Source organism: Actinoplanes sp. NPDC049802 (assembly GCF_040656595.1).
GTDB lineage: Bacteria > Actinomycetota > Actinomycetes > Mycobacteriales > Micromonosporaceae > Actinoplanes.
The window spans coordinates 92,440-104,960 of the sequence record NZ_JBFAMR010000028.1; the positions used below are offsets into that span (position 1 = coordinate 92,440).

12 protein-coding genes and 1 pseudogene are annotated in these 12,521 nt (G+C 69.2%); 9 read left to right on the plus strand and 4 right to left on the minus strand.

From position 1 onward, the window contains the following. Nucleotides 1-5: 5 nt before the first annotated feature. Complete coding sequence (locus AB0I88_RS20810) at nucleotides 6-839, minus strand: methyltransferase domain-containing protein (RefSeq protein WP_361026690.1); 834 nt, start codon at nucleotides 837-839, stop codon at nucleotides 6-8. Between the two features lie 145 nt (nucleotides 840-984). Further along, a complete protein-coding gene (locus tag AB0I88_RS20815) occupies nucleotides 985-2,376 on the minus strand; it encodes an aminotransferase class I/II-fold pyridoxal phosphate-dependent enzyme (RefSeq protein ID WP_361026693.1) in 1,392 nt (463 codons plus the stop codon). A 138-nt stretch (nucleotides 2,377-2,514) separates the two neighbouring features. Here AB0I88_RS20815 and AB0I88_RS20820 point away from each other — a divergent pair, with 138 nt between their 5' ends. Then, a complete protein-coding gene (locus AB0I88_RS20820) occupies nucleotides 2,515-3,516 on the plus strand; it encodes an ATP-binding cassette domain-containing protein (RefSeq protein WP_361026696.1) in 1,002 nt (333 codons plus the stop codon). After that, nucleotides 3,513-4,373, plus strand: a complete 861-nt coding sequence (locus tag AB0I88_RS20825) for an ABC transporter permease (protein WP_361026699.1) — start codon at nucleotides 3,513-3,515, stop codon at nucleotides 4,371-4,373. Before AB0I88_RS20820 ends, AB0I88_RS20825 begins: the two co-directional genes overlap by 4 nt. Nucleotides 4,374-4,651: 278 nt before the next feature. Here the strand turns inward: AB0I88_RS20825 and AB0I88_RS20830 are convergent, their stop codons facing one another. Then, nucleotides 4,652-5,434, minus strand: coding sequence for a transposase family protein (locus AB0I88_RS20830; protein WP_361026702.1), 783 nt, complete (start codon nucleotides 5,432-5,434; stop codon nucleotides 4,652-4,654). A 169-nt stretch (nucleotides 5,435-5,603) separates the two neighbouring features. Between AB0I88_RS20830 and AB0I88_RS20835 the strand changes: the two genes are divergently transcribed. The 7 genes and pseudogenes from AB0I88_RS20835 to AB0I88_RS20865 form a co-directional block, all read left to right on the plus strand. After that, nucleotides 5,604-6,701, plus strand: coding sequence for a hypothetical protein (locus tag AB0I88_RS20835; protein ID WP_361026705.1), 1,098 nt, complete (start codon nucleotides 5,604-5,606; stop codon nucleotides 6,699-6,701). A gap of 61 nt (nucleotides 6,702-6,762) precedes the next feature. Next, on the plus strand, nucleotides 6,763-7,068 hold the full coding sequence (locus AB0I88_RS20840) for a transposase (RefSeq protein WP_361026708.1): 306 nt from the start codon (nucleotides 6,763-6,765) through the stop codon (nucleotides 7,066-7,068). After that, complete coding sequence (locus tag AB0I88_RS20845) at nucleotides 7,065-7,583, plus strand: IS3 family transposase (RefSeq protein WP_361026711.1); 519 nt, start codon at nucleotides 7,065-7,067, stop codon at nucleotides 7,581-7,583. Before AB0I88_RS20840 ends, AB0I88_RS20845 begins: the two co-directional genes overlap by 4 nt. Beyond that, complete coding sequence (tal, locus tag AB0I88_RS20850) at nucleotides 7,541-8,587, plus strand: transaldolase (protein WP_361026726.1); 1,047 nt, start codon at nucleotides 7,541-7,543, stop codon at nucleotides 8,585-8,587. The genes AB0I88_RS20845 and tal overlap by 43 nt, the downstream gene beginning before the upstream one ends. A 39-nt stretch (nucleotides 8,588-8,626) precedes the next feature. Beyond that, nucleotides 8,627-10,825: a transketolase gene (tkt, locus tag AB0I88_RS20855; protein ID WP_361026714.1), complete on the plus strand. Its 2,199-nt coding sequence runs from the start codon at nucleotides 8,627-8,629 to the stop codon at nucleotides 10,823-10,825. A gap of 145 nt (nucleotides 10,826-10,970) precedes the next feature. Next, the gene (locus tag AB0I88_RS20860) at nucleotides 10,971-11,267 is read left to right on the plus strand and encodes a hypothetical protein (RefSeq protein WP_361026717.1); all 297 of its coding nucleotides are present in this window, start codon (nucleotides 10,971-10,973) and stop codon (nucleotides 11,265-11,267) included. Between the two features lie 84 nt (nucleotides 11,268-11,351). Beyond that, a pseudogene (locus AB0I88_RS20865) lies at nucleotides 11,352-12,029 on the plus strand (diacylglycerol kinase family protein); the annotation flags it as partial. Nucleotides 12,030-12,254: 225 nt separating this feature from the next. Here the strand turns inward: AB0I88_RS20865 and AB0I88_RS20870 are convergent. Continuing rightward, on the minus strand, nucleotides 12,255-12,521 hold a 267-nt coding region (locus AB0I88_RS20870; RefSeq protein WP_361026729.1), incomplete at its 5' end, for a MerR family transcriptional regulator.

Sequence of the window (12,521 nt, forward strand, 5' to 3'; positions counted from 1 at the left end):
GCGGCTCAGCCGGGCGGACGCCGTCCCCAGCACCTGATGTACGCCCACAGCGTGTCCCGGAAGTCCGGGTCGTCCAGCAGCGCCTGCGCCTCGGCGTAGACCGCCTCGGACACCAGACCCTGCTCCATGAGAAAGGGCCTCACCTGAGCGATCGACGAACGCCAGAACTCGTCGGTCACGCCACCGCCGCCGAAGGTGTCCACTGTGACCGACATGCCGATGTCGGCCAGCCCGGCGCGCCGGAGCTCGACGGACAGCCGGCGTGCCCAGCGCGGATCGGACCCCTGTGCTGTGAACAGCCGTTCCACGGCCGCCCACATCGTGTGCATGGCCGGGTGAGGTGTGGAGTCGACCGTGAACATGTCGGCGTCGCTCACCACCAGCCAGCCGCCCGGCTTCAGCCAGGCCGCCACCCTGCGCAGCACGGCGTCCCGATCGGGCAGGTGCATGAACAGCGCCCGCGCGTGGATGACATCGAAGGACCCGGGCGGGAAATCCCCGCTCCGCACGTCGTGCCGGACGATCTCCAGCCCGCTCGGCGGCCCGTCCTCCAGGAAAGACGTGTCGAGGTCGGTGGCGACCACCCGGCCCTCCGGGCACCGCTCCGCCAGCCAGCGGGCGATGGATCCGGCCCCGGCCCCGAGTTCGAGGCAGTGCCATGACGATTGGATGCCGAGGCCACCGAGGACGCTGATCTCGTCGGGATCCAGCATCTGCTCCATGACCCGCAGACGCCTCAGCTCGGTCGGCAGGCTGTGGCTGAGAATGCCATCGGCATACCTGTCCGCTGCGTCTTCGTCGTGCGCGTCAGCGCCGTCGGCGTCGAGCTGAAACGTCATCGCTCCTCACCAGTTCAGTTCGGGCCGGGCGGCTGATTCACAGTGAACCATCTACCTGGCATCAGGGCCGATTCCTCCGGTCGCCCGACCGGTGCCGGGCCGCGGCCCACGCGCCCCGGGGAAGGTTCGTGTCCGGTAGACCAGATCAGGACGGATACCCGCCGTCAATACTGACGGCCGCCAGATCCTCGATCCGTGCGTGCAGCCGATCGAGATACGCCTCGCTCTCGGGTTTCATGAGCACACTGCGCAGGATGCTGCCGCGCGCCGCGTCGATCGTCACCGTGTGTCCCCGCTCCCGCAGTGCCGTCCCGGTCACCGCGTAGGTGGCCAGGAACACCGGATCCTCCTTGTCCGACATGCCGCGCGCCATGATGTCGCTGGACACCCGGCCGATCGCGGACAGCGCCGGCTCCGCCAGTCGCGGCAGGTAGGTGACGATGTCGAGCTGCGGCGGTTGATAGGGGACGAGCACCTCGGACCGGGTCAGCAGCGACGCCCAGCGCAGCGCGGCCCGCCGACCCGGTCGCAGCACCGCGCCGAGACCGTCCGGTGTCGGCGGGAGCAGCCGGAACGTCAGCCACAGCGCGGCCGCGGCGGCCCCCGCCCGGCTGCACTCCAGGGAGATCTCGCCCAGGTGCAGTTCATCGGAGGTGAAGTAGGTGTAGGGCGAGTCGTGGGCGAAGTGCCGGCCCACCGCCGGGTCGCGATACAGGACCGCGCCGCAGCCGTACGGCTGCAGCCCGTGCTTGTGCGGGTCCACCACGACGGAGTCGCAGTGCGCGATGGCACGCCACGGCTCCGGATCGACTCCGCCGTCCTCCGGTGGCACATCGGCGAGCAGCGTGAAGAATCCGCCGTAGGCCGCGTCCACGTGCAGCCGCACCCCGTATCGCTCCCGCAGCGCCAGCGCCTCGTGGACCGGATCGACCGCTCCCAGTCCGGTGGTGCCGGCCGTCAGCACCACGGTGCCGATCCGGCCGCGCGCCAGCAGTTCCTCCAGCGCGCCCAGGTCCATCCGGCCGTCACCGGTCGTGGGCACCGAGTGGCCCTCGACCCCGAGGAGGTGGCACATCCGGGCGTGTGTGTAGTGGCTGTCCGCGCTGTAGGCCACACCGAGCCCGGGGTGCGACTCCCTGGCGACGAAGAGCGCCTCGAGGTTGGCGATCGTCCCACTGGTGGTCAGGTGACCGAGATGCTCGCCGAATCCGAACATCGTGGCCAGTTGCGCCACTACCTCCTTCTCCATCCGCGCGGTGGCCGGCCCGCCGTCCAGTGCGTGGTTGTTCGGATTGATCTGCAGGGCGGCCAGGTAACCGGCGATCGCCGCCGGATGCGGGGGTTTGAGCATCTGGCCGGCGTACCGGGGATGGAAGAACGGATAGTTGTCGTGCAACCGATCGGCGAACGCACCGAACGCCTCGGTGAAACGCTTCTCGGAGACGACCAGCGAAGGATGCGGCTCGAACGGCCCGAAGCCGTCCGCCCACTCCTGGTACGCGTCAATCGCCGTGCTGGTCCATCGCCGCAGATCCACGCGGTGAGTCTAAGGATCCGCACGTCAGCGAACTTCTCCTGAAATGCCACGTCGCCGGAGTTCCGGGCACCCCCACCGGCGGACAGGGTGCGCAATCAGGAACAAATTCGGGACCGGCCCGCGGGCGACAATCGGGTGATGAACGCACCGGCGATCGAGACTTCGGGCCTTGTCAAAGTGTTCGGCGACAACCGCGCGGTCGACGGCGTCGACCTGACGGTGCCAGCCGGCACCGTCTACGGTCTGCTCGGCCCCAACGGCGCGGGTAAGACCACTGTGGTACGCCTCCTCGCGACCCTGCTGCGACCGGACGGCGGCACGGCCCGGATCTTCGGCAACGACGTGGTGAAACAGGCCTACGCGGTTCGCGGCCGGATCAGCCTCACCGGTCAGTACGCCTCGGTCGACGAGGATCTGACCGGCACCGAGAACCTGGTCCTGCTCGCCCGTCTGCTCGGCTATCCCAAGTCCCGGGCCCGCGAACGGGCCGCACAGCTGCTCGATGCATTCGGCCTGACCGATGCCGCGGACCGGCAGGTGAAGAAGTACTCCGGCGGCATGCGCCGGCGCCTCGACATCGGCGCGAGCATCCTCAACACCCCGGACCTGCTCTTCCTCGACGAGCCCACCACCGGCCTCGACCCGCGCAGCCGCAACCAGGTGTGGGACATCGTCCGCGCCGTCGTGGCCAACGGCACGAGCGTGCTGCTGACCACCCAGTACCTCGACGAGGCGGACCAGCTGGCCGGCCGGATCGCGGTGATCGACCACGGCCGGGTGATCGCCGAGGGCACTCCGGGGGAACTCAAGTCCTCGATCGGCGCGGGCACGGTGCACGTCCGCCTCCGCGACGCCGACCGGCGGCCGGACGCCGAGCGGATCCTGGCATGGGCGCTGAAGACCGAGGTGACTCTGGACCCGGATCCGGTTGCGCTGACCGCCCGCGCCGAGCACTCCGGCTCCGAGCGGGGCGCCGCCGAGCACGCCGCCAGGGCGCTGGCCGAGCTGGCCGCCGCCGGGATCGTGGTCGACGACTTCTCCCTCGGCCAGCCCAGCCTGGACGAGGTGTTCCTCGCGCTGACCGATCGTCCGGCAGTTTCCGCCCCGTCCGGCAGCGCCGTTGAGGAGGCCGTCGCATGAGCACCACCGTCACTTCCCCCGAGACGCCGGACTCCGAGGCGCTCTACGTACCGGCGCCGGAGACGATGGCCGCCGTGATGGCTCGCAGCGAGCGGCCGCCGCGGCCGAGCGCGTGGAGTTCGTCGCTGACCTTCGGCTGGCGCGCCATGCTGAAGATCAAGCACGTTCCCGAGCAGCTGTTCGACGTGACCGCCTTCCCGATCATCATGACTCTGATGTTCACCTATCTGTTCGGCGGCGCTCTCGCCGGGTCGACCGGTGAATACCTGCAGTTCTTCCTGCCCGGCGTCATGGTGACCAGCGTCGTCATGATCACCATGTACACCGGTACGGGCCTGAACACCGACATCGAGAAGGGCGTCTTCGACCGGTTCCGCACATTGCCGGTGTGGCGGCCGTCCGCGCTGGTCGGCATGATCTTCGGCGACGTGCTGCGCTACATCCTGGCCGCCACCACGATCGTCCTCCTCGGCCTGGCGCTGGGCTTCCGCCCCGGCGGCGGGTTCACCGGCGTGCTCGGCGGGATCGGCCTGCTGGTCGTCTTCTCGTTCGCGTTCTCCTGGATCTGGACCATGTTCGGCCTGCTGATGCGGTCGGAGAAGTCGGTGATGAGCGTCAGCATGATGGTGTTGTTCCCGCTGACCTTCCTCAGCAACGTCTTCGTCAACCCGAGCACGATGCCGGGCTGGCTGCAGGCGTTCGTCACCGTCAACCCGATCACCCAGCTGGTGGCCGCCGTCCGCTCGGTGATGGCCGGCGCCTGGGACTGGTCGGCGATCACGTGGACGCTGGTCGCCAGCGGCGTCCTGGTCGCGGTCTTCGGCACGCTGACCATGCGCCTCTACAACCGAAAGTGACCTCACACCTCCCCCCCGGACGCCGGGAGGCGGCCCATGAGGCCGCCTCCCGGTGAGCCAGCAGCCCTATATCGGACATGCTCTTGGCGCCGAGCACGATCGCGACGGCGAGCGAGACCAGGGCGGTGCCCCGATCCCACCAGCCCGGCCCGGCTGCCGCGTGTCAACCATCGGCGGCTGTTCGATCTCGCCTTCTTCGACCAGCCATCGGAAGAATTGCTGCAACGCCTTGTACTTGTTCAGGGCCGTAGCCGCGGAATGGGGTTCGATGAGCCTTTTCATCCTGAGTGGGCAGGGTTCTCGACGTGGTGCAGGACGAGGATGGCCTGCACGATCGGGGTCGCGCGGTGGGGGCTGCAGCGGAGTTTCGCCAGGACTTTCCAGGTCTTGAGGGTGGCGTCGGCGCGCTCGCCGATGGCGCGGATCCGAGCATGGGCCCGGTTGACCTTCTTCTGCCAGGCGGAGAGTTTCGGCCGGTAGCGGTGGCGTTTGAACGGTGTCCGGATGCTGCCGCGGGCGCCTTGGTACGCCTTGTCGGCGAACGTCATCACCTTCGCGCTGGTCAAGACCTCGATGATGGCGTGGGTGCGGGCGGCGGTCAGGTCATGGACGGCACCGGGCAGAGCGGCGGATGCCCAGATGAGCCGGCCTGCCGCGTCGGCTATGACCTGCACGTGCACACCGTGGCGGCGGTGTCTTCCGGAATAGTAGGGCTTCTGGTCGGCGACCCGGTCGATCGGGATGAGGGTGCCGTCGAGGATGACGTATGCGAGCAGCCGGATCCTGTTCATCGCCGTTTCGAGGTCGTCGGCGGTGGCGGCCAGCAGGTCGATGGCCTCGCGAACGTACCGCCACGCGGTGGTGACGCCGATCTCGAAGCTGCAGGCCAACCGGGTCAGGGTGTCGCCGTTGCGCAGGCGAGCAAGGGCGAGCAGGGCTTGCCGGCCGGGGTCGAGACGACTCCATCGGGACCGGCGCTGAGCGCGGTGGGCACGGATGAGGCCGGCGAGGTGGTTCAGGCTGCGGGTGGACAACGAAATCGCGGCAGGGTAAGACAGCACAGCGAGGCTCCCGGTTGGGGCATCGGATCTTGGTCGACTGCTGTCTTACCGGGAGCCTCGTCCTATATCGACTCCGGCGTCCTGACCCCGCCGTGGCCTGCACCGTCACGATGAAAAAGGCTCAATGTGTACTGTGGCGGAGCCCATACATTTGTTCTAGGAGCGCCGGATGGCAGGTCGGGCCAGTCTTGTAGCCACCATCGAGTCTCCAATCGATCGGGACCTGGCGGATTACCCGGAAGTGTTGCACTGGCCTGGGCGCCGATTGCTCGTCCATCGCGGTGACGCAGAGGTGGTGACGCGCGACATTCGGTTGCCGAATGCCGATTCGCTGCCGGAGGTCCGTTTCCCGGCGCCGTGGCCGCGCGGGATCGGCAAAGTCTCTGTGGCGCCCGATCAGAATGCGATGGTGTTTGCCGGTGTGCACGCCGTCCGGCTTGTCGGGGCAGATGGTGCGACCGTGTGGGAATTGCGGCACGGCTGCTGGGCCGAGCAGTGCGCCGAGTTCCACGAATCATTCGCCGAATACGCCGGTGACCGGGCGCACACTCGCGCCAACCGCGGCTCCGCCGCGTTCAGCGCCGACGGCTCACTGGTCTGGGCGCATGTCCGTGGCCCGCTCGCCGATGTCCCGGCCACGGAGTCGGGACAGGAGTTGTGGGTGCTGCTGGAAGCGGCGACCGGGCGGATTCTGGGCCACGCGCCGACGCAGACCTACGCTTCCGGGTCCCAGCACACAGTGTTCCCGGATCCGGCACGGATGGCTCTGAGCGTCGCCGAGGGCGAGGAGGACTCCCCGGTGTTCCACGGGCGCTGGGACGGGCGGGAGTTGACCGTCGAGCAACTCGACATCGACCTCAAATTGCTGGACGTGAGCCCTTCCGGCCGGTTCCTCATGACCGTCACCAGCGGGCAGGAATTCATCATCCTGTACGACGCCGAGGACGGCGCGGAACTGCGGGAGATCGAGGTCGAGCCCTCGGTTCCACCCCACCCGGACAGCACCGACGAGGACGACCGGAGGCTGTGGGACTACGAAGGCGCATTCGTCGACGACGACATCGTCATCGCGGGAACGACCGAATCCGATCTGGAATTCGGCGACAGCCGGCACTGGCTCATCGACACACGCGACATGAGCCTCCTTGCGGAGGCGAGCTATCCCCTTCCGATCGACGGGCCGCCCCGCCCAGCTGGAGACGGCACGTGGTACACGGTGTCCTGGGACGGCACAGCCGTCCTCCTCTGGAGCCTGACGGCGGAATGAAGTTCCCCCTCGGAGCCGGACACCTGGAAACCAGACAGCAGTCTGGGGGAAGGATGTCCCGGTGCCCCGTCCTTCGAAGTACAACGAGGATCTCCGGCGCGACGCCGTCGAGTTCGTGCGGTCCTCGGGCCGTACGCTGCGCGATGTCGGCCGTGAACTCGGTGTCAATCATGGGACCCTGCGCGGCTGGGTCAACGCCGCGAAACGCGCCGATGAACAGCGTGCCGGCCGCGGCGGTGCCGACGGCGGCGACCTGAGCGGCGTCGAACGCGACGAGCTGCGCCGGCTGCGTAAAAAGGTGGCCGAGCTGGAGAAGGAGATCCTCCGGAAAGCGGCCGCCTATTTTGCGACGGATATAAGCATTTGACCGGCCGCTACCGGTTCATCTCCGAGCACGCCGAGGTGTACGGCGTGACGCGGCTGTGCCGTGTCCTGGCGGTCAAGCGCAGGCAGGGCTACTACGAGTGGCTGGCCGCCCAGCCCGTCCGGCAGGCCCGTCAAGACGACGACGAGCAGCTCGCCGCCCTGATCCGGCAGATCCAGGCCGAGCACCGCGGCTACGGATCCCCGCGGATCACCGCCGAGCTGCGCCGCCGGGGGCTGCGGGTCAACCGCAAGCGCGTCGAGCGGGTGATGCGCGAGCGTGGCCTGGCCGGGATCACCCGACGCCGGCGGCGGTCGCTGACCAAGCCCGACGCGAAGGCGGCACCGGCACCGGACCTGATCCGCCGCGCTTCACCGCCCCCGCACCCGGGGTGCGCCTCGCTGGCGACATCACGTACCTGCCCACCGCCGAGGGCTGGCTGTTGGATGATTGATGCGCTCATGGGATCGATTATCTGTCTCGGGCCTTCGTTCGTGACGGTGACCTTGCCGGACTGATCGCCGAAGGGATGGCCGGGGTGACCTCCAATCCCACCATCTTCCAGACGGCGATCGCCGACGGCGACGCCTACGACGAGCAACTACGTGAGGTTCTGCGCACCCAGGACGACCCGAAGCAGGTGTTCCTCGCCCTGGCGCAGCACGACGTGCGCGCCGCGTGTGACCTGCTGCGGCCGGTGTACGACCGCGGTGACTCCTCCCGCGACGGATGGGTGTCGCTGGAAGTCGACCCGCATCTGGCCCACGATGCCGAAGCCACCGTCCAGGAGGCCGTCGCTCTGCACCGGCTGATCGACCGGCCCAACCTGTTCATCAAGATCCCCGGCACGCAGGAAGGTCTGGCGGCGGTCGAGGAGACCATCGCCCGCGGGATCGCTGTCAACGTGACGCTGCTGTTCTCGTTGCAAAGGCACCAGGCAGCAGCGGAGGCCTACGTGCGCGGGCTGCGCCGACTGCGCGACTCCGGCGGCGACCTGCACACGGTGGCCTCGGTGGCCTCGTTCTTCGTCTCGCGCGTCGACACCGAAGCCGACCGGCGCCTCAAGGCTCAGGGCGGCCCGGCCGAGCTGAAAGGCACCCTCGCCGTCGCCAACGCCAAGCTCGCCTACCAGGCGTACCGAAAGATCTTCACCGGCGACGAGTGGGACGAACTGCAGACCGCCGGCGCGTCCTCGCAGCGGTGCCTGTGGGCGTCGACCTCGATGAAAAGCCTGGATCGGCGGGATGTCACCTATGTCGAGGAACTCATCGGCCCGAACACCGTCACCACCATGCCCCGTGCCACGGTCGAGGCGTTCCTGGACCACGGCAAGGGCGATGACACGCTGACCCGCGACGTCGACGAGGCACGGCGGGTGTTCGAGCGTTTCGCCGAGGCCGGCATCGACTACGACGACATCACCGCGGTGCTGGAACGCGAAGGCGTCGACGCGTTCGTCGCCTCGTTCGACAAGCTCTTCGAGGGCATCGCCGGTAAACGGGCCGAGCTCGTTCAGTCCTGACCGGCACGCCCCTTTCACCCCCGCAGTGAGGACATCGATATGACCCAGATTCATCATCTCGACCGACAGGTCACCGCCCCGGTCGCCGGCGCCGTGGGCTGGGACGAGCTCGATGTCCGGGCCGTGGACACCGCCCGTCTGCTGGCCGCCGACGCGGTGCAGAAGGTCGGCAACGGCCACCCGGGTACGGCGATGAGCCTGGCCCCGTTGGCGTATCTGCTGTTCCACGACGTCATGCGGCACGACCCGAACGACGACCAGTGGCTGGGCCGCGACCGTTTCGTGCTGTCGGCCGGGCACACCAGCCTCACCCTCTACACCCAGCTCTTCCTCAGCGGCTACGGCCTGGAACTCGACGATCTGCGCGCGCTGCGGACCTGGGGTTCGGCCACGCCGGGGCATCCCGAGTACCGGCACACCCGCGGCGTGGAGATCACCACCGGGCCGCTCGGGCAGGGCCTGGCCAGCGCGGTCGGCATGGCCATGGCCGCGCGCCGCGAGCGTGGCCTGCTCGACCCGGACACCGCGCCGGGTGAGAGCCCGTTCGACCACCACGTGTACGTGATCGCCTCCGACGGCGACCTCATGGAAGGCGTCACCGCCGAGGCCAGTTCCCTGGCCGGTCATCAGCAACTCGGCAACCTGGTCGTGTTCTACGACGCGAACCACATCTCCATCGAGGACGACACCGACATCTCGTTCAGCGAGGACGTCACCGCCCGCTACGCCGCCTACGGCTGGCACGTGCAGACCGTCGACTGGACCCGCACCGGTGAGTACATCGAGGACCTCGACGCCCTGCACGCCGCGATCGAGGCCGCCAAGGCCGACACCGGCCGGCCGTCACTGATCAAGCTGCGCACCGTCATCGGCTGGCCCGCCCCGACCCTGCAGAACAGCGGCAAGGCGCATGGGTCCGCCCTGGGCGCCGACGAGATCACGGCGACCAAGCGGCTGCTCGGCTTCGACCCGGACGCGTCGTTCACCGTCGAGGACGAGGTGCTGACCCAGGCCCGTACGGTCGTCGCGCGCGGGGCCCGCGTACACCAGGAATGGTTGCCCGGTTTCGAGGCCTGGCGGACCGCCCACCCGGACCGGGCCGCGCTGCTGGACCGGCTGCTCAAGCGTCAGCTGCCCGACGGCTGGGAATCGGCCCTGCCGACCTTCGCGCCCGACGCCAAGGGCATGGCCACCCGCAAGGCGTCCGGGGAGATCCTGTCCGCGCTGGCCCCGGTGCTGCCGGAGCTGTGGGGCGGCTCCGCGGACCTGGCCGAGAGCAACAACACCACCATGACCGGCGAACCGTCGTTCATCCCGGCGCAGCGGCAGACCCGCAACTGGACCGGCGGCCCGTACGGCCGGACGCTGCACTTCGGCATCCGCGAGCACGCCATGGGCTCGATCCTCAACGGCATCGCCCTGCAGAGCCTGACCCGCCCGTACGGTGGCACGTTCCTGGTGTTCAGCGACTACATGCGCCCGGCGGTGCGGCTGGCCGCGCTCATGCAGTTGCCCGCCACCTACGTGTGGACCCACGACTCCATCGGCCTCGGCGAGGACGGCCCCACCCACCAGCCCGTCGAGCACCTCGCCGCGCTGCGGGCCATCCCCGGCCTCGACGTCGTCCGGCCCGGCGACGCCAACGAGACCGCCGTCTGCTGGCGCACCGTCCTGGAGCACACCGACCGGCCCGCCGGCATGATCCTCACCCGGCAGAACCTGCCCGTACTCGACCGCGGCCCCGGCGGATACGCCGGTGCGGACGGCGCGGCCCGCGGCGGCTACGTCCTGGCCGGTACCGGCGACGACGCCGACGTGCTGCTGATCGCCACCGGCTCGGAGGTGCAGATCGCCCTGGACGCCCGCGACCTGCTCGCCGGCGACGGCATCGCCGCCCGTGTGGTGTCGATGCCGTGCCGGGAATGGTTCGCCCAGCAGCCCCTGTCCTACCGCGACGAGGTGCTCCCGCCCGGCCGGCGCGCCCGCGTCAGCGTCGAGGCCGGCATCGGCCAGGGCTGGCGCGACATCGTCGGCGACGCCGGGCGCATCGTCAGCCTCGAACACTTCGGCGCCTCCGCCGACTACGAGCGGCTCTACCAGGAGTTCGGCATCACGGCCGCGGCGGTCGCCCAGGCGGCCCGCGACAGCATCCACGCCACCACCGGCCCGGTCCGCCCCGGCGGCGACCAGCCGACCGCCTCCCCGACCACAGGTGGCACGGGCGACCGACCGGAGTGACCTACATCCTGTTTGGAAAGACCCGCACCGGGCATCCCTTCATCGAAGGCAACGAATGCTGGTTGCCATCCGGAGCTTCCTGCATCAACCCCTGCCGCCAAAGCGGTACGGCGGTCCACGCATAACACAGCTCCAGGAGAAATACATGTCCAGCACCACCACCAACCGCACCGACACCTCCTCGAACGGCGCGTTGCGCCGCCGTTCGACCGAGACCAAGGCCGCGTTCAAAACCACCGAGTTCATCGCGTACGTGGTCATCACGGTGGCCGTCCTGATCGCCTCCCTGGTGGTCGACGGCAACGGCAACGGCGACAACGGTGCCGGCGGCGACTACTTCCGCGCCGACCGCGCCTGGTTCTACGTCGTGCTGCTGACCATCGGTTACCTGGTCAGCCGGGGCCTGGCCAAGTCCGGCAGCCGCGAGCACGCCGACGCCTGACAGCACTGACGACCGCCGCCGACCCCACGCGGGCCGGCGGCGGTCGCGTTTTCCCCGACTGCGAAGGGCTTTCCCGTGGATGTCATGACAGTTTCCGGCCCCCTCCGATCCGCCGTCGTCGTGAACCCGGTGAAGGTGCCCGACCTCGACGAACTGCGCCACACCGTCACCGACGCGCTGACCGCCCGGGGCTGGCCGGTGCCGATGTGGCTTGAGACCACCGTCGACGACCCCGGTGCCGGCCAGGCCACCCAGGCCGTGCGTGACGGCGCTGAGCTCGTCTTCGCCTGCGGCGGCGACGGCACCGTCATGGCCTGCGTGACCGCTCTGGCCGGCTCCGACGTCGCCCTGGCCGTGCTGCCCGCGGGCACCGGCAATCTGCTGGCCGCGAACCTTGGGCTCTCCGCCGACCTGGCCACCGGCCTCGAGGTCGTCCTGCAGGGCGGACGCCGCCGCATCGACGTCGGCGTCGTCGGCGAGCAGAGCTTCGCCGTGATGGCCGGCATGGGCTTCGACGCCCACATGCTCGACGCCACCAACGACACCGCCAAGAAGCACATCGGCTGGCTCGCCTACGCCGCCGGCGCCACCAAGCATCTCCGTGACCGGCCCATGCACCTGCGCATCACCCTGGACGACAAGCCGGCCTTCACCCGCCGGCCCCGCACCGTCATCGTCGGCAACGTCGGCCGGCTCCAAGGGGGCATGCGGCTGCTCAACGACGCCCAGCCCGACGACGGCCTGCTCGACGTCGCCATCCTCAGCCCGCGGACCCTGCAACACTGGGCAGCGCTCGGGTGTCGGATAAACCCATCAGGCACTCGAACGACTAGGGAAATCAAACCGCAACGGTTGAACCGTTGCACGTGTATGCCGGGGCGCCGCTTTATCTGTGTCGGGAGGCGAGCCACACGCTCCTCGGCCGCTGCGCGGTACGGCAAACGGTCCCTCTCCTGGTGGAGAAGGGACCGTCAGGTGTCGGCGGGATCAGGCGGCGCTGGCTTGCTGGCGGCACTGGTGGTTCTGGTTGTGCCGGAGGGCTTCTTCGAGCTGGTCCTCGAGGATGATGATCCGGCAGGCGGCCTCGAGGGCGGTGCCGTGGTCGACCATCTCCCGGGCTCGTGCGGCCAGCCGCAGCTGGTAGCGGGAGTAGCGGCGGTGGCCGCCGGCGGACCGGAACGGGATGATCAGTTTCGCCTCGTCCAAGCGGCGCAGGAAATCCTGCGAGGCGCCTACGATCTCGGCGGCACGGCC

Coding starts and splice junctions, on each gene's coding strand:
- AB0I88_RS20820 (WP_361026696.1), top strand. CDS start 2,515: ATGAACGCACCGGCGATCGAGACTTCGGGCCTTGTCAAAGTGTTCGGC.
- AB0I88_RS20825 (WP_361026699.1), top strand. CDS start 3,513: ATGAGCACCACCGTCACTTCCCCCGAGACGCCGGACTCCGAGGCGCTC.
- AB0I88_RS20810 (WP_361026690.1), bottom strand. CDS start 839: ATGACGTTTCAGCTCGACGCCGACGGCGCTGACGCGCACGACGAAGAC.
- tkt (WP_361026714.1), top strand. CDS start 8,627: ATGACCCAGATTCATCATCTCGACCGACAGGTCACCGCCCCGGTCGCC.
- AB0I88_RS20835 (WP_361026705.1), top strand. CDS start 5,604: ATGGCAGGTCGGGCCAGTCTTGTAGCCACCATCGAGTCTCCAATCGAT.
- AB0I88_RS20860 (WP_361026717.1), top strand. CDS start 10,971: ATGTCCAGCACCACCACCAACCGCACCGACACCTCCTCGAACGGCGCG.